Genomic DNA, 16,609 nt, shown 5'->3' on the forward strand with positions numbered 1-16,609 from the left:
GCATCCACTCCGATGACCGGTGGGCCAGTCAAGTGCCCGCCCGTTGCATCCAGGTTTCCGTTATGCACCCGGTACGCCCCGGGGGTTCGGCAAGGCGTCCCGTTCACGCGGAGTGTCCGGTTGCCGCCGGATCGTTATGCTCAATTTCCGCTCAGATGTAATGACGCTGGTAGCACTGCGTCACTAAGGTCCTTCCCAACCGAGGAGGACGGAGCAAGAAGCCGATGAGCGGAGTTTCAGTGACCAAGGGCGCCGAGGACGCTGCACCCGCGCCCGGCGGCGACCTGGTCGTGCTGAGCAACGTCAACAAGCACTTCGGCGCGCTGCATGTGCTCCAGGACATCGACCTGACGATCGCCCGTGGCGAGGTCGTGGTCGTCATCGGGCCCTCCGGGTCCGGGAAGTCCACGCTGTGCCGCACGATCAACCGCTTGGAGACGATCGACTCGGGCGCGATCTCGATCGACGGGAAGCCGCTGCCCCAGGAGGGCAAGGAGCTGGCTCGGCTGCGTGCCGATGTCGGCATGGTGTTCCAGTCGTTCAATCTCTTCGCCCACAAGACGGTGCTCGAGAACGTGATGCTCGGCCAGCTGAAGGTCCGCAAGACGGACAAGCAGGCGGCCGAGGACAAGGCGCGTTCGCTGCTCGACCGGGTGGGGGTCGCGACCCAGGCCGACAAGTACCCCTCCCAGCTCTCCGGCGGCCAGCAGCAGCGTGTGGCGATCGCACGGGCGTTGGCGATGGACCCGAAGGTCATGCTCTTCGACGAGCCGACCTCCGCGCTCGACCCGGAGATGATCAACGAGGTGCTGGAGGTCATGCAGCAGCTCGCCCGCGAGGGCATGACCATGGTCGTGGTCACCCACGAGATGGGCTTCGCCCGCTCCGCGGCGAACCGGGTCGTCTTCATGGCGGACGGAAAGATCGTCGAAGAGGCCACGCCGGACCAGTTCTTCAGCAACCCGCGCAGTGACCGGGCCAAGGACTTCCTGTCGAAGATCCTTCACCACTGATGGAGCCTTCAGCGCCGGTCCCCGGGCCGGCTGATCACTCACATCGCGTCAACTCTAGGGAATTTCACCATGCAGCTTCGTAAGGTCACCGCCGCCTCGGCCGCCGTGCTCGCTCTCACCCTGACCGCCACCGCCTGTGGATCCGACGACAAGGACGACTCGGCCGGGTCGGGCGGCGGCAAGAAGATCACGATCGGTATCAAGATCGACCAGCCGGGTATCGGGCTGAAGACCCCGGACGGCAAGTACACCGGCTTCGACGTCGATGTCGCCACGTACGTCGCCAAGGAACTGGGCTACGACGCCAAGGACATCGAGTTCAAGGAGACCAAGAGCGCCGACCGCGAGACGTCGATCGAGCGCGGTGACGTGAAGTTCATCGCCGCCTCCTACTCGATCAACGACGAGCGTCTGCAGAAGGTCGACTTCGCGGGCCCGTACCTCCTCGCCCACCAGGACATCCTGGTCCGCGCGGACGACAACACGATCAAGGCCCCCGAGGACCTGAACAACAAGAAGCTCTGCTCGGTCACCGGCTCGACCTCGGCGCAGAACGTCCACGACAAGCTGGCCCCCAAGGCGGACCTCCAGGAGTACGGCGGCTACTCGGAGTGCCTGACCGGCCTGGAGAACAAGGCCGTCGACGCGCTGACCACCGACGACAGCATCCTGGCCGGCTACGCCTCGCAGGACGTCAACAAGGGCAAGTTCAAGCTGGCCGGCTTCAAGATGACCAACGAGAACTACGGCATCGGCCTGAAGAAGGGCGACGCCGACCTCAAGAAGAAGATCAACGACGCCCTGACCAAGATGGTCTCGGACGGTTCGTGGGAGAAGGCCGTGAAGGCCAACTTCGGCCCGGCGAACTACAAGAACGAGCCCGCCCCGAAGATCGGCAACGTCGTCAAGTGAAGCAGGGCTGACCGGGCGCGCCGCCACTGAGGGCGGCGCGCCGTGCCCTCCTACACGCGGAAGCGCGGGAGATCGTGTTCGACTTTCTTGATGGTTACGACCTGCTGGGGGCCTTCTGGGTGACGGTGCAACTCACCGTCTGCTCCGCCCTCGGCTCCCTCATATGGGGAACACTGCTGGCCGGCATGAAGGTCAGCCCGGTCCCCCTGATGCGCGGTTTCGCGACCGGCTATGTGAACGTGGTCCGGAACATTCCGCTGACCGTGGTCATTATGTTCTCCTCACTGGGCCTGTTCTCGACGCTCAACGTCAAGCTCGGCGGCAGTGACTTCACGAGCATCAACTTCCGGCTCGCGGTGCTCTCTCTGGTCGTCTACACCTCGTCCTTCGTGTGCGAGGCGCTGCGTTCCGGCATCAACACCGTTCCCGTCGGCCAGGCCGAGGCGGCACGTGCCCTCGGTCTCAGCTTCATCCAGGTGCTGCGGCTGATCATCCTTCCGCAGGCGTTCCGGTCGGTGGTCAATCCGCTGTCCAACGTGCTGATCGCTCTGACGAAGAACACCACCGTCGCCTCCGCGATCGGTGTCGCCGAAGCGTCGTACCTGATGAAGGGCATGATCGAGAAGGAGGCGCAGCTGCTCCTGATCTCCGCGGTCTTCGCGTTCGGCTTCATCGTCCTGACCCTCCCGACCGGCCTCATCCTCGGCTGGGTGAGCAAGAAGGTGGCGGTGAAGCGATGAGTTCCGTCCTCTATGACGCCCAGGGGCCGCGTGCCAAGCGGCGCAATGTCCTGTACACGGTGCTGTTCGTCCTCGCCGCGGCGGCCGTGGTGTGGTGGGTGTACGACGGCCTCGCCTCCAAGCACCAGCTCGACTGGGTGAAGTGGAAGCCGTTCTTCACCAGCTCCCAGCCCTGGGAGACGTACATCTGGCCCGGCTTCCAGAACATGGTCAAGGCGGCGTTCTTCGCCCTGATCATCGCGCTGCCGGTGGGCGCGCTGTTCGGGATCGGCCGGCTCTCGGACCACCGGTGGGTGCGGATGCCGGCCGGGGTGGTCGTGGAGTTCTTCCGGGCCATTCCGGTGCTGGTCCTGATGCTCATCGCGAACCAGGCCTACTACGAGTACACCGAGCTCGACCCGGACACCCGTCTGCTGTACGCCGTGATCACGGGTCTGGTGCTCTACAACGCCTCGGTGCTCGCCGAGATCGTGCGGGCCGGCATCCTGACGCTCCCTTCGGGGCAGACGGACGCGGCCAAGGCGATCGGCATGCGCAAGGGTCAGACCATGATCTTCGTGCTGCTGCCGCAGGCCGTCACCGCCATGCTTCCCGCGATCGTCAGCCAGCTCGTGGTGATCGTGAAGGACACCGCACTCGGTGGCGCGGTGCTCAGCTTCCCCGAGCTGCTGGCGTCGGTCCGGCCGATGGCCGCGAACTACGGGGCGAACACCATCGCCTGCTTCACCATCATCGCGGTGATCTACCTCGCGGTGAACTTCGCGCTCACCTCCTTCGCGAGCTGGCTGGAGCGGTGGCTCCGGCGCGGGAAGAAGAGCACCGGCGCGGTCGTCACCACCGGGCCGGGGGGCGGCCTGGAGACGATCGGTGCGCCGTCGCTCAACAGTGATGACGGGCGCGCCGTCTGACGGCTCGTCGAACGACGTCCGCGAGGGGCGGTGGCACATCTGCCACCGCCCCTCGCCGCGTTCCGGTGTCACTTGACGCAAGCACCGGCAGTAGGTTGCATACGTTCTGTGATCGCGCACCCAGCCCCCTCCGCCGCCGCGCCCCCTCCGCCGCCGTCCCCCACCGCGTGGGCCTCCCCGGCCCGCCGGCTCCGCTCGTGCGCCTCCTCGCGTCCTGCCGCACACGTTGGGGGGGCCGCGCCGTGGACCCGGTGATCGTCGTCGGTGCCGGGCCGGTCGGCCTGGTGCTGTCGCTCGCCCTCGCGGCCCAGGGCGTGCCCTCCGTGCTGCTCGACGAGGATCCGGGCAAGGACGAGGTCCGTCCCGCTCGCACGGTGGTGCTGCGCGAGGACACCGCCGCCCTGGTGGAACGGCTCGGCTGCAAGACCCTCCACGACGAGGGGCTGCGCTGGACCGGCTGGCGTTCCGTGCGCCGCAGGCAGCTGGTACGGGCGCTGCCGCTCGGCGAGGCCGCTCCCGGCAGCGGTGAGCCGTCCGCGCCCGTCCATGTGCCGCAGCACACCCTGGTGCGGGGGCTGCGGGACGCCGTGGCCGCGCAGGAGCTGGTGCAGACGGCCCGGCTGAGCCGGATCGACACGCTGGAGCAGGACCCGGCCGGGGTGACCGTGCACACCAGGGAGCCCGGTTCGACCTGGTGGCGCGGGAGTTACCTGGTCGGCTGCGACGGGGCCCGGTCCACCGTGCGCAAGCTCCTGGACATCCGCTTCCCGGGGCGTACGGCGGTGGAGCGGCACGCCGTGGCCGCTCTGCGCACCGAGCTGCCCTGGCCCGGCGAGGCCGTACTGCACCGGCAGCCGCCCTGGCGCACCGGTGGCGCCGAGGTGACCGCGCGGCCGCTGCCGGACGACGTCTGGCGGCTGGACTGGCTGCTGCCGGCCCGCGGCGAGCTGGTCACACCGGACGCCCTCGTGGCCCGGGTCCGGGACACCCTGGCGGGCTGGTGCGGCGACACACCCCCGTACGAGCTGCTGGACACCGGTGTCTACACGCTCCACCACCGGCTCGCCCGGCGGTGGCGGGTGAAGCGGGCCTTCCTGGCCGGGGACGCCGCGCATCTGCTGGGGGCCCTGGGCACCCAGGGGCTGGACGAGGGGCTGCGGGACGCCGAGAACCTGGCCTGGAAGCTGGCCCTGGCCTGGCACCACGGCGCGTCCGACGTGCTCCTCGACAGCTACCAGGCCGAGCGCCGGGCCGCCGTCGCCTCGCGGCTGCGCGCCGCCGACCAGTCGCTGCCGATACTGCGGGGCGGCGGGGGGCTGCGGACCCTGGTCCCGGGGAGCGCACGGGGGCACGACTCTCTGCTGTCCGACGGCCATCTGGGGTGTGGCCCCCTCGGTGCGCCCCCTTCCTACTCCCACTCTCCCCTTGCGCCCCCACGCGCCGAGGCGCACATCGCCGTCGGTACGCCCCCGGGTGCGCCGGTCGCCGATGTACGGGTCACCGCGCCGGACGGCACCCCGGTGCGGCTGCGCGAGCGGCTGGGTCAGGGGCATCTGCTGGTAGTGCTCGTCGCGCCCGGAACCGGAGTATGGGACCGGCGGCACTGGATGCGCGCCGGAGTCATGCCCCGGCTGGTCGAGGCGGTCGCGGCCCTGCCGGTGAAGGCCGAACTGCTGGTGACCGAGAGCTATCCGGGCGCCTCCGCGCACACGGTTCTGCTGGTCAGGCCGGACGGCCATCTCGTCGAGTCGTTCGCCGGGGTGCGGCCCGCGGAGCTGCGGGCGGCGGCGGACGCGGCGCGCGGCGGCCCCGTTCTCACCTCCGCGCGCTCCGACCGGACCGCGGACATCAATTGACCGACGCAGGCGCACATGGTCTACTCCCGAGCATGACCGACACCGATGTGCGCCTGTGGCGGAGGGTCCATATGGACCTCCTCCGCTATGCGGGCTGCGTGTGTCGCCCGTCCTGCTGAATCGCCTTCTCCTGCTCCGCCGTGCGCTGTGCCGTACGGCGGGCGTCCGCGCGAACTCTCAGGACGGTCCCCGTGTCTGCCTCCCCCTCCTCTCTTCCCGCACCCGTACGCACGTCCGATTCGGGCCCCACGGCTGCGGAGCTGCTCGACTTCGTCCGCCGTACCGCGTCGGACACCGAACTCATCGCCTCGCTCCCCCTAGACCCCGAGGGCCGTACGTGGATCCGGCTCGACGGGCCCGGCGGCAGTGAGGCCTGGCTGATCGGCTGGCCGCCCGGCACCGGAACGGGCTGGCACGACCACGCCGAGTCGATCGGCGCCTTCCTCACCGCGTCCGGCACGCTCCGGGAGCACTCGCTCGCGGCCCGGCTGCCCACCGACGGCTGGAAGACCCTGGAACTGAACGAGGACATCGACCGGACAAGGGAGCTGACGCCCGGTCAGGGCAGGGCCTTCGGCCGGCACCACGTCCACGAGGTGCTGAACGAGTCCCCCACCGAGCACGCCGTCTCCGTCCACGCGTACTACCCGCCGCTGCCGCAGATCCGCCGCTACAGCCGCACCGGCGCGGTGCTCCGGCTGGAGCAGACCGAACGCCCGGAGGACTGGCAGTGAGCGACGGACCGAGCGAGAAGGACGGCGGCCCGGTCGGGATCGACGAGCTGCTGGAGCGGGTGAGGGCCGGCTACGAGCGGCTGGGCCCGCAGGAGGCCCGGGCGGCGGCCGCCGAGGGGGCCCTGCTCGTCGACATCCGCTACGCGGAACTGCGCGAGCGCGACGGGCTGATCCCGGGGGCGCTGGTCGTCGAACGCAATGAGCTGGAGTGGCGGCTCGACCCGCAGGGCAGCCACCGCGCCCCGCAGGCCGTGAGCCACGACCTGCGGGTGGTGGTCATCTGCAACGAGGGTTACGCATCGAGCCTGGCCGCCGAGTCGCTGCACCGGCTCGGGCTGTACCGGGCGACGGACCTGATCGGCGGCTTCCAGGCCTGGCGCGCGGCGGGGCTCCCCGTCGCCTGACGGGGGCGGCACAGGCAGGGAGCCCTGGCCACCGGGCTCCCTGCCGCCGTGAGTCCTGCCGGCCCCGGGCCCCGGTCACCTGCTCGTGACGGCCTCCACCGCGCGGGTCTTCAGGGCCAGCCGGCCGGGCAGCGCCGTCGCGATCAGGCCGAGCAGAGCGGCCACGCCCAGCACGGTCCCGTACACCAGCGGGACGACTACGGGCGCGGCGCCCCCGTCATCCCGATGCTGAAGGCGGTCAGTACGGCCAGCGCGATCCCGGTGCCGAGGACGGCGGCGACGACCAGCACCGACAGGGTCTCGATGCGGAGCATCCGCAGTACCTGACGGCGGGTCGCCCCGGCCAGCCGCAGAAGGGCGAACTCCCGGAACCGCTCGGAGACCGACATGGCGAGCGTGTTGACGACCGCGATGGCGGTGAAGGCGAGGACCAGGCCCATGACGAGCAGGTTGACCTCGGCGTTCTCCTGCTGACGTGCGGCCTCGAGCCGGTCCGCCTCCTCGGGGGCGATGACGGAGATCCCGGGGAACTTCCTTACAGCCGCTGTCAGTTCTTCGCCGCTGGCGTCACCGGCGACCAGGACGGTCGCGGCCAGCGGGTTGTCCATGTGCCGCGCCAGCAGGTCGTGCGGCAGGGTCAGGTCGCCGAATCCCAGCCCCCGGCGATAGACGGCGGCCACGGTGACGGTGGCAGGGGTGCCGTCGCCGAGGTGCAGTGAGAGCGTGCTGCCGGGGTGCAGTCCGAGGCGGTCGGCGGCAAGTTCGCTGATCGCGGCGGAGTGGTCGTCCCCGGCGAAAGCGGCGAGCGAACCGCTCGTCACCTCGGGGTCCCAGGTGCGGGCGAGACCGGCTCCGGTGACGCCCTGCGCGGGGTACTTGTCGAGCCCGACCCGGACGGTGGTGCGGACGACCTCCGTGGCGGCGGTGACGCCGGGCGTCGCGCGGACGGCGGCGGTGGCCGCCGAGGGGACGCCCGGACCCTGTGCGCCGAGCACCCAGCCGGCGCGGATCCCCTCTTGGGCCTGGGCGCGGGCGGCGTCGCCGACGGTCGGCTGGAGGAAGAGAACCGTGCAGGTCATGCCGATGAGCAGGGTGAGCGGGGTGACGACGGAGGCCATCCGGGTGGAGTTTCCGCGAATGTTCGCGGTGGCCAGGGCGCCCATGTGCCCCGTCCGCCGGAGTACGACGCCGAGGAGGGCGGCGGCCGCCCGGACGAGGAGCGGCCCCAGCAGCGACACCGCCGTGGCCAGTACCACCACGGCGAGGAAGGTGACCGGTGTCGAGGCGGCTTCGGTGCGCAGGATGCTCAGCACGGCGACGAGCACCCCGCCGCCGATGAGCAGCACCAGTCCGGCCAGGACCCGCCCCCGGGCCGGGCGGCGGCGCTCGACCGCGGACTCGGCCATGGCCTCGGCCGGCCGGAGCCGGGCGATACGGCGGCCCGAGATCCGGGCGGCGGCCCAGGCGCCGAGGAGGGTGACGGCGAGGGCGGCGCAGGCGGGGAGGATGCCGGCCGTCCGCTCCAGGGTCGCCGGAACCACCCCCAGCTCGATGAACCGGCTGTGCAGCCAGGCGGAGAGAGGCAGTCCGGCGAGCGCGCCCAGGACTCCGGCGACGGCGCCGACGACCAGGGCCTCGCGGCCCAGCAGACGGCGGATCTGCCGTGAGGTGGCGGCGACGGTACGGAGCAGGGCCAGCTCGCGGTGGCGCTGCTGGATGGAGAGCGCGAACGTCCCGACGACGACGAGGACCGCGACCAGCAGCGAGGTGCCGCCCATGGCCCCGCCCATCGAGACCAGCTTGACCCGGGCACCGGCCGCGTCCAGGAACTCGACCGGGCCGCGCCCGTCGCCCGTGGTCACCTGAGCCGTGGTGCCCTTGAGTGCCTCGGTGACCTGCTGCTTCAGCCGGCCGAGGCCCGTACCGGGCCGGGGCAGTACACCGAGCGCGGCAACCTGTCCCGCGCGGTCGGCCAGGCGCGTGGCCTCGGCCGCGGAGAAGAACAGCGAGGTCTGCTGCCGCAGTGCGCCCCGGTCCTCGCCCGGGCCTTCGCCCCGGCCTTCGGGGGCCGCGATGCCGCTGACGCGGTAGGTGCGGGGGGCCTGGGTCGACTGCACGGCGATCCGGTCGCCCGTGGCGAGACCGGCGCGCTCGGCGAGGGCCCGGTCGATCACGACGTCGTCGGCCGACGCGGGGGCCCGGCCCGAGGTCAGGGCGAAGGGTGTGAGCGGGGCGGACTCCCACGCGTGTCCGTAGGAGGGGGTCCGGTCGTCGCCTCCGTGAGGGCCCGGGAGGCCGGTCGGCTGGGCGAGGAAGGTCAGTTCGGGGACGACCTCGCGTACGCCCGGCAGGGTACGGATCCGGTCGGCGGTGGCGGCCGGGAGCCAGGCCCGTTCGGCGACGGGCTTCGCCTTGTGCTTGGTCTTCGTCTTGCCGTTGCCCTTGTGCTTGACCGTTGTCCGGTGGACGTTCTGGTCGGCGGAGACGAGGAGCGGGGCCGCCGCGTACCGCTCGGTGGCGATCCGTCCGCGCAGTCCGGTCTCCAGGAGGGTGCCGCAGGCGGTGACCAGGGCGGCGGCACACATGAGGGCGAGCAGCGCCCCGAGGAACCCCGCCTTGCGGTGCCGGACCGTCCGCAGGGCATAGCGCAGCATCATGACGCGTCATCCGTCTCTGTCGTCGTGGGAGTGCCCGGGCCCGGGAACGCGAGCAGGCGGGTGTGGACCGTGCGGGCGCCCGGCGGGGTCTCGGCCCCGGGGCGCTTGTAGCGGTTCATGAGGGCGATGTACTCCTCGAAGAACGCGCGGAGTTCGGGGAGCGTCAGCCGCAGCTCACCGCGCGAGTACGCGTGTCCGTCGGCCCACTCGTCGGGGCTCCCGCCGTCCGGCGCCTCCTCGCTCTCCCGTTGGAGCTGCTCGAAGAGGGCGAGGTCGGCGGCGTAGGCATGACGGTTCAGCTCGGCCATGACGAGCCGCAGTTCGGGTGTCCTGCGCGACGGCGGCGGGAAGCGGCGGTCACCGGGAACGGCCCGCCACCACCTGGCCCGGCGCACATCCGGCTCCGGCGGCACGGCGTCGGCCACGAAGCCGAACCGGGCCAGCTCACGCAGGTGGTAGCTGGTCGCCCCGGTGTTCAGGTCCAGGGCCCGGGCGAGGATCGCGGACGTGGCGGGCCCGTGCAGGGTCAGGTGCTGAAGGATCTGCTGACGTCGCGGCTGGGCGAGCGCCTTGAGGGCGTCCAGCTCCGTGATCTCGGTACGCGTGCGGGTGCCGGTCTCGCTACGCGTCTCGGCGCCGTTGTCGGTACGCGTGCGGGTGCCGGTCCCGACGCCGGTCTCGGGTCCGAGCTTGTTACCACCGGGCTTCTTGGGCATGCGTCACACCCTGCTCTGTGCACAGATGTCTGTGCACTGGAGCATTCCGGCGTCTTCGTACGGGGGTTGTCCCCCGTACGGCGGGCGCTTCCCGGCCCGATCCGTCGCGACACACCCGTATGGCCTCGCTCCGGTGGAGCGATCCGCCCGCCGGACGGACATTCGCCTCAACGCCAAGGACCGAAGTGACCGCAGTGACGGCCGTGACCGTCATGACCGCGACTGTCACGAGCGCCGCTACCGCTGCCACAGCTGTGGCGGCCGCTATGACGGGGAGCCCGCACCGATGCCGACCACCGCCGCCCTCACCCCCGACGACCTCGACGCCCAGGCCGCACGCCTCCATGACACGGAGGCCTGGCAGCGGATCGTCACGGGCTGGGACCTCACCGTCCCGGAACCGGCCCGCCCCGTCGCCCCCGCGCCCGCACCTCGGGCAGCCCCCGCTCCCCCGGCCGACTGGCGCGCCCTGCTGTCCGTCCCGGTGGACCAGCTGATCGCCGACGCCGTGCGCGCGCTGCCCCCCGCATCACCCCGCGAACGGCCCCTCCCCGGACGTCTCGGCGCGGTGCTGCCCGACCGGCTCCACGCCTGGCGTCGCATCGGCCGGCCGGAGGTGCGGCCGTCCGTCCATCTCGCCCACGCACGGCGGATCCTGACCGAGTGGGGGTGGCAGAACACCCCGTACCGGCTCCGCGACGTCAGGGGCGCACGCTGCGTCTGCGGTGCCATGCTCACCGCGCACCGCCTGGGCTACGGCTCGGTGCACACCGTCGACCGGGCCGGCGCCTGGATGATCGCCGAACTCCGCTCCCAGGGCTGGACCGGGCTGATCGGACCGTGGAACCGGCAGCCGGGCCGCACCGCCGAGGACGCCCTCGCCCTGATCGACGCCACCATCACCCGGGCCGCGCGCGCCGGCCAGTAACGACCACGACCGGGCCGCGACGGGCGGACCCCCCGGCCACCGCGCCGCTTCTCCCCTGCCCCCGTCGGCCTTGTCCTCTCCCCCCTCCCGCCCCCTCAGAACGGGTCGTCCAGCCCCTCTGTGTCCTCGCCCTCCTCCTCGAGCGCCCGCCGCACCACGCGCAGGGCCATGCCCTCCCCGTATCCCTTGCGGGCCAGCATGCCCGCGAGGCGGCGCAGCCGCTTGTCGCGGTCCAGGCCCCGGGTGGACCGGAGCTTGCGTGCGACGAGCTCCCGCGCGGTCTCCTCCTCCTGCTCGGAGTCGAGCTGCCCGACGGCATCGTCGATCACCGTCGCGTCCACGCCCTTGGTCCGCAGCTCACGGACGAGGGCGCGGCGGGCGAGTCCCCGGGCGTGGTGCCGGGACTCCACCCAGGCACCGGCGAACGCGGCGTCGTCGATCAGCCCGACCTCCTCGAAGCGCGACAGCACTTCTTCGGCCGCCTCGTCCGGGATCTCCCGCTTGCGCAGGGCGTCCGCGAGCTGTTTGCGGGTCTGCGGAGTCCCGGTGAGCAGCCGCAGGCAGATGTTGCGCGCCTGCTCGACCGGGTCTCGCGGCTCCCCCTTCTCGGCCCTCGACGAGGAGGGGGAACCGCTGTCTCGGGACCGGGAGCGGGAGCGGCGTCCTCCCCCTCCCTCGCCGAATCCGGCGCCCGAGCCTGCGCGACGGCCGGGCCGGGTGCCCGGCTCGTGCGCGAGGTCGGATTCGGTGTCGGATCCGGCCGGGTGTCCGGCGGCGAATTCGGGGCCGGGGCCCGCGCCGGGGTCGGCGGCGCTGCCCGGCCACTCCGTACGACGCGTCACGGGCTAGCTCTTGGCCGCCGCCGCCTTGGCCGGCTTCGCCTTGCCGGCCGGAGCGGGCACCGACTTCGCCGCGCCGTCGGCCGGGGCCGCCGCCGCGTCCGCAGCGGGCTCTGCGGGCGTCTCCTCGGGCCGGACGCCGACGCCCAGCTTCTCCAGGATCTTCTTCTCGATCTCGTTGGCGAGGTCGGGGTTGTCCTTGAGGAAGTTGCGGGCGTTCTCCTTGCCCTGGCCGAGCTGGTCGCCCTCGTACGTGTACCAGGCGCCGGCCTTGCGGACGAAGCCGTGCTCCACGCCCATGTCGATCAGACCGCCCTCGCGGCTGATGCCCTGGCCGTAGAGGATGTCGAACTCGGCCTGCTTGAAGGGCGGTGCGACCTTGTTCTTGACGACCTTGACGCGGGTGCGGTTGCCGACCGCGTCGGTGCCGTCCTTGAGCGTCTCGATCCGGCGGATGTCGAGGCGGACCGAGGCGTAGAACTTCAGCGCGCGCCCACCGGTGGTGGTCTCCGGCGAGCCGAACATCACGCCGATCTTCTCGCGGAGCTGGTTGATGAAGATCGCGGTAGTCTTGGACTGGTTGAGCGCGCTGGTGATCTTGCGGAGCGCCTGGCTCATCAGGCGGGCCTGCAGACCCACGTGCGAGTCGCCCATCTCGCCCTCGATCTCCGCGCGCGGCACGAGCGCCGCGACGGAGTCGATGACGATCAGGTCGAGGGCGCCCGAGCGGACCAGCATGTCCACGATCTCAAGGGCCTGCTCACCGTTGTCCGGCTGGGACAGGATGAGGTTGTCGATGTCGACGCCGAGCTTCTTCGCGTACTCGGGGTCGAGTGCGTGCTCCGCGTCGATGAAGGCCACCGAGCCGCCGAGCTTCTGTGCGTTCGCCACGGCGTGCAGCGTCAGCGTCGTCTTGCCGGAGGACTCCGGTCCGTACACCTCCACCACGCGGCCGCGCGGCAGACCGCCGACGCCGAGCGCGACGTCGAGCGCGGTGGACCCGGTGGGAATCACCTCGATGGGCTCGTTCGGCCGCTCGCCGAGGCGCATCACCGCGCCCTTGCCGAATTGCCGTTCAATCTGTGCGAGTGCGGCGTCCAGCGCCTTCTCGCGGTCGGTTCCTGCCATGGGTTCCACCCGATTTGCTTGAGTCGATCGCTTCACGTCAAAGACGCTAACCCCTGCCACTGACAATGGGCCTCGACGTCCTGCCGGCCTGTGGACAACTCCACGGTCGAGCCCGGGAAAAACCCGGCCTGAATCCCATGAGAATGGATGTTCGATTTTGGTGTCAAGCGCACCACGCCGCCCCGCCGCGCACCCTGCGGCCGGGCGATGAGTTTGCGGGCCCGGAACGGTCCACCCCGGTAACAGACGGCTCACCGCGAAGGCGACGGAAGGCCGCCACCAGGAGGACGGCTCAGTGAACGAACATTCGGGCAAGGTGACCTGCGACCTCTCGATCTCCGTCGACGGGTACTCGGCCGGGCTCCACCAGACCGAGCAGCGCCCGTTCGGCGACGACGCCGGCGATGGCTGGGGCGACAGACTGCACTCCTGGATGTTCGAAACCCCGGAGCAGCGGCAGGCCGAGCTCGACCGGCTGACGGTGGTCGGCGCCTTCATCATGGGGCGCAACATGTTCGGCCCCGTACGCGGCGCATGGGATCGCCAGTGGAAGGGATGGTGGGGCGACAATCCGCCGTATCACGCACCGGTCTTCGTGCTCACCCACCACGCGCGCGACCCACAACCGATGGACGGCGGCACCACCTTCCACTTCGTCACCGACGGCATTGAATCCGCGCTGCGGCAGGCCCGCGAGGCGGCGGAGGGCCGCAACGTATCGATCCACGGGGGCGCGACCACCGTCAACCAGTACCTCGCCGCCGGCTTGATCGACGAGCTGCGGCTGCACATTGTCCCGTTCACGCTCGGCGCCGGTACGCGGCTGTTCGCCGGCGTGCCGCCGCTGAACCTTGAACAGGTGGAGTCGCGAGCAGCGAACTCGGTCACACACGTGACCTATCGCATGCGGTCCTGAGAAGGGCGGTGCCACCCACGACTACCGCTCAAGGTCCGGTGGCACGGACTCGCAGTTCGATGACACAGGACACCCTGCCCCGCGCTGCCGGTGCGAGCCCGGCAGGGGCGGTGTAGAGAGGAGTCATGTCGCAGCGCCTCGCAGGACTCCGCCGGTCGGTGCGAGCGGGCCATGGGTGGGTCGCCGTCCCGATCGCGTGGATCGTCGCGGTGTCCGTGATCGACGTCCTCGCGCCGCCCGACATCCATCTGGGGCCGCTGCTGGTCGCCGCCCCGGCGATCACGGCGTCGTTCGGCGGGCCCCGCACGGTGGGGCTGGTGGCCGCACTGGCGGTGGTCGCGCAGACGGTTATAGGACTGCTGCGCGACACGGACCACCTGCTCTCGGCCAACCACCAGGCACAGATCGCCGCCCTGGTGCTGGTCGGCGCGAGCCTGGTGGTCTTCTGCGTGCTGCGCGACCGGCGTGCCAGGGAGCTGACACAGGTGCGGTACGTCTCCGAGGCGGCCCAGCGGGTCGTCCTGCGGCCGCTGCCCAAGCGGCTCGGACCGCTGCGCGTCGCCTCGCTGTATCTCGCCGCCGAGGCCGAGGCCCAGATCGGCGGGGACCTGTACGCGGCGGCGCGTACCGCCTTCGGTACCCGGCTGATCGTCGGCGACGTGCGGGGCAAGGGGATGACGGCGGTCGGTGACGCCGCCCTGCTGCTCGGCGCGTTCCGCGCCGCGGCCCACCGCCAGGCGAGCCTGGGCGAGCTGGTGACCTATCTCGACGGAAGCGTCTGCTGGGACCTGATGGAGCCGGGCGAGACGGATCGCTCGGGCGAGACCTTCATCACCGCCACCGTCCTGGACATCCCCGACCGGGACGGCCGGGTCGAGATGATCGTCTGCGGGCACCCGCCACCGGTCGTCCTGCGCGACGGCCGCCCGACGACGGTGGAGGCCCGCCACCCCGCGCCGCCGCTGGGCCTGGGCGAACTGGCCCGTCCGCGCTACCACGTGGACAGCTTCCCGTTCGAGCCGGGAGACCTTCTGCTGCTGCACACGGACGGGGTCACCGAGGCGCGTGACCCCGGCGGCACGTTCTACCCGCTCAGCGAGCGCATCACCGGCTGGACCGAGACCGACCCCGACGCCTTCCTCCACCGCCTCCGGCGCGACCTGCTGCACCACGTCGGCGGACACCTGGACGACGACGCCGCCGTCATCGCCCTGCACCGCCCCGCCGCGCCCGGGGCCTGATCACCGGCCCGGCCGGTGCGCTCAGGAGCCCGCCCGGGGTCCCCGGGGCTCCCGGGGCTCCTCGCCGTCGTCCGTCCCCCGGCCTCGGTGGCCTTCGTCGGGTTCCGGGGCGTGCCAGAGCCTGCGCAGCCGCGCCGACAGCGGCTCGCCGCGCCACTGATGCCGGCCGTGCACCCGGGGGTCGTCGGTGACGTCGTACCGCTTCACATACGCGCCGAGGAAGGCCTGCAGGGTCGCCACGGCCGGGATGGCGATCAGCGCGCCGACGGCGCCCATCAGGGCCGTCCCCGCGATGACCGAGCCGAACGCGACCGCCGGATGGATGTCGACCGTCTTCGAGGTCAGCTTGGGCTGCAGCACGTAGTTCTCGAACTGCTGGTACACCACGACGAACCCGAGGACCCAGAGCGCGTACCAGGGGTCGACCGTGAACGCGATCAGCATCGGCAGGGCGCCCGCCAGATACGTACCGATGGTGGGGATGAACTGCGAGACGAGGCCCACCCAGACCGCGAGCGCCGGTGCGTACGGCACCCCGAGGGCGGCCAGCAGGATGTAGTGCGCGATGCCGGACACGAGGGCCATCAGACCGCGCGAGTAGAGGTAGCCGCCGGTCTTGGCGACCGCGATCTCCCAGGCCCGCAGTACCTCGGCCTGCCGGGCGGGCGGCAGCACGGAGCACAGCGCGCGGCGCAGCCTGGGGCCGTCGGCCGCGAAGTAGTACGAGAACAGGAAGATCGTCAGCAGCCGGAACAGACCGCCCAGGACCGTGGTGGACACGTCGAGCACGCCGCTCGCACTGTTCTGGACGTATTTCTGCAGCCAGTCGGAGTGCAGCAGGCTGTCCTGGACCTCGACCCGGGAGAGCTCGGTGTGGAACGTCTGGTTGACCCAGTGGATCACCGAGTCGAGGTACTTCGGGAAGTCCTCCACCATGTCGACGATCTGGCCCGCGAGCATCGAGCCGAGCAGCACGACGAACCCGGCACCGGCGATCAGCACCCCGAGGAAGACCAGGAAGGTGGCGAAGCCCCGGCGCATGCCGCGGGCCGACATCCGGCTCACGGCGGGCTCGATCGCGAGTGCCAGGAAGAAGGCGATCAGCACATTGATCAGCAGACCGATGAGCTGGTCGAACGCCCAGCTGCCGAGCCGGAAGCAGGCGTAGAGCGCCAGGGCCAGCACCATGGCGCGCGGCAGCCAGCCGGGCATGCGGACGGGCCCGGTGCCGGACGGCGGGGCCGGTGGCGCGGCCGGCGGGACGGGCGGAGTGAGCGGGGGCCGGATCTGAGCGGTCTCGTCTGTCGGTGCCACGGAGCAAGTCTCGCCTACGCGTGTGACAACCGGTCGCGCGCCCCGGGCGCCCGTCCGCCGCCCCGCATCGCGGGGGTGCGCCTCAGCGCTTGTCGGCGGGCACGTCGACTGCGGCGCAGACCGCGCGCCAGACGTCCTTCGCTTCCCAGCCGTCGGCCAGCGCCTGCCGCACCGTCCGTCCGCCGAGTTCGGCCATCACATGGTCGCGCGCGAAGGAGTCCGCGTATCCCGCGCCGAAGTGGTCCGCCATCCGTTCCCAGAAAATCGTCAACCGCATGCGTTCAGTATCCCGCTCCTGAGAGT

Annotated in this window: 16 protein-coding genes and 1 pseudogene; 11 read left to right on the forward strand and 6 right to left on the reverse strand. The window is 71.3% G+C overall.

From position 1 onward, the window contains the following. Positions 1–224 precede the first annotated feature (224 nt). The 8 genes from RLT58_RS08955 (at position 225) to RLT58_RS08990 (ending at position 6,567) form a co-directional block, all read left to right on the forward strand. Positions 225–1,013 carry an amino acid ABC transporter ATP-binding protein gene (locus RLT58_RS08955; protein WP_311309876.1) on the forward strand — a complete coding sequence of 263 codons (789 nt, stop codon included), beginning with the start codon at positions 225–227 and terminating at the stop codon, positions 1,011–1,013. A 69-nt stretch (positions 1,014–1,082) separates the two neighbouring features. Further along, positions 1,083–1,925, forward strand: a complete 843-nt coding sequence (locus tag RLT58_RS08960; protein WP_311309877.1) for a glutamate ABC transporter substrate-binding protein — start codon at positions 1,083–1,085, stop codon at positions 1,923–1,925. Positions 1,926–1,999: 74 nt separating this feature from the next. Next, positions 2,000–2,665 carry an amino acid ABC transporter permease gene (locus tag RLT58_RS08965; RefSeq protein ID WP_311309878.1) on the forward strand — a complete coding sequence of 222 codons (666 nt, stop codon included), beginning with the start codon at positions 2,000–2,002 and terminating at the stop codon, positions 2,663–2,665. Next, on the forward strand, positions 2,662–3,573 hold the full coding sequence (locus RLT58_RS08970) for an amino acid ABC transporter permease (RefSeq protein ID WP_311309879.1): 912 nt from the start codon (positions 2,662–2,664) through the stop codon (positions 3,571–3,573). The genes RLT58_RS08965 and RLT58_RS08970 overlap by 4 nt, the downstream gene beginning before the upstream one ends. Positions 3,574–3,815: 242 nt before the next feature. After that, positions 3,816–5,429, forward strand: a complete 1,614-nt coding sequence (locus RLT58_RS08975) for an FAD-dependent monooxygenase (protein ID WP_311309880.1) — start codon at positions 3,816–3,818, stop codon at positions 5,427–5,429. 32 nt (positions 5,430–5,461) lie between these two features. Continuing rightward, on the forward strand, positions 5,462–5,548 hold the full coding sequence (locus tag RLT58_RS36090) for a putative leader peptide (RefSeq protein WP_311307652.1): 87 nt from the start codon (positions 5,462–5,464) through the stop codon (positions 5,546–5,548). Positions 5,549–5,620: 72 nt separating this feature from the next. Next, positions 5,621–6,163, forward strand: coding sequence for a cupin domain-containing protein (locus RLT58_RS08985; RefSeq protein ID WP_311309881.1), 543 nt, complete (start codon positions 5,621–5,623; stop codon positions 6,161–6,163). Then, positions 6,160–6,567, forward strand: a complete 408-nt coding sequence (locus RLT58_RS08990; RefSeq protein ID WP_311309882.1) for a rhodanese-like domain-containing protein — start codon at positions 6,160–6,162, stop codon at positions 6,565–6,567. The genes RLT58_RS08985 and RLT58_RS08990 overlap by 4 nt, the downstream gene beginning before the upstream one ends. A gap of 75 nt (positions 6,568–6,642) precedes the next feature. On the opposite strand, the pseudogene RLT58_RS08995 reads toward RLT58_RS08990, so the two are convergent. Continuing rightward, positions 6,643–9,224 (reverse strand): annotated as a pseudogene (locus RLT58_RS08995) (FtsX-like permease family protein). Next, positions 9,221–9,940: an ArsR/SmtB family transcription factor gene (locus RLT58_RS09000; protein WP_311309883.1), complete on the reverse strand. Its 720-nt coding sequence runs from the start codon at positions 9,938–9,940 to the stop codon at positions 9,221–9,223. Before RLT58_RS09000 ends, RLT58_RS08995 begins: the two are co-directional and overlap by 4 nt. Positions 9,941–10,226: 286 nt before the next feature. Here RLT58_RS09000 and RLT58_RS09005 point away from each other — a divergent pair, with 286 nt between their 5' ends. Further along, the gene (locus tag RLT58_RS09005) at positions 10,227–10,868 is read left to right on the forward strand and encodes a DUF6197 family protein (RefSeq protein WP_311309884.1); all 642 of its coding nucleotides are present in this window, start codon (positions 10,227–10,229) and stop codon (positions 10,866–10,868) included. 95 nt (positions 10,869–10,963) lie between these two features. Here the strand turns inward: RLT58_RS09005 and recX are convergent, their stop codons facing one another. Both recX and recA read right to left on the reverse strand, forming a co-directional pair. Beyond that, a complete protein-coding gene (gene recX / locus RLT58_RS09010; protein WP_311309885.1) occupies positions 10,964–11,710 on the reverse strand; it encodes a recombination regulator RecX in 747 nt (248 codons plus the stop codon). Positions 11,711–11,713: 3 nt separating this feature from the next. Then, a complete protein-coding gene (gene recA / locus RLT58_RS09015; RefSeq protein WP_311309886.1) occupies positions 11,714–12,835 on the reverse strand; it encodes a recombinase RecA in 1,122 nt (373 codons plus the stop codon). 295 nt (positions 12,836–13,130) lie between these two features. On the opposite strand from recA, the gene RLT58_RS09020 reads away from it, so the two are divergent. After that, positions 13,131–13,751 carry a dihydrofolate reductase family protein gene (locus RLT58_RS09020; protein WP_311309887.1) on the forward strand — a complete coding sequence of 207 codons (621 nt, stop codon included), beginning with the start codon at positions 13,131–13,133 and terminating at the stop codon, positions 13,749–13,751. A gap of 125 nt (positions 13,752–13,876) precedes the next feature. Continuing rightward, positions 13,877–14,992, forward strand: coding sequence for a PP2C family protein-serine/threonine phosphatase (locus RLT58_RS09025; protein WP_311309888.1), 1,116 nt, complete (start codon positions 13,877–13,879; stop codon positions 14,990–14,992). A 21-nt stretch (positions 14,993–15,013) separates the two neighbouring features. Here the strand turns inward: RLT58_RS09025 and RLT58_RS09030 are convergent, their stop codons facing one another. After that, on the reverse strand, positions 15,014–16,204 hold the full coding sequence (locus tag RLT58_RS09030; RefSeq protein ID WP_311314450.1) for an AI-2E family transporter: 1,191 nt from the start codon (positions 16,202–16,204) through the stop codon (positions 15,014–15,016). Positions 16,205–16,388: 184 nt separating this feature from the next. After that, complete coding sequence (locus RLT58_RS09035; protein ID WP_311309889.1) at positions 16,389–16,583, reverse strand: DUF3046 domain-containing protein; 195 nt, start codon at positions 16,581–16,583, stop codon at positions 16,389–16,391. Between the last annotated feature and the right edge of the window lie 26 nt (positions 16,584–16,609).

It is taken from the genome of Streptomyces sp. ITFR-16 (genome assembly GCF_031844705.1).
In the GTDB taxonomy this organism is placed as follows: Bacteria; Actinomycetota; Actinomycetes; order Streptomycetales; family Streptomycetaceae; genus Streptomyces.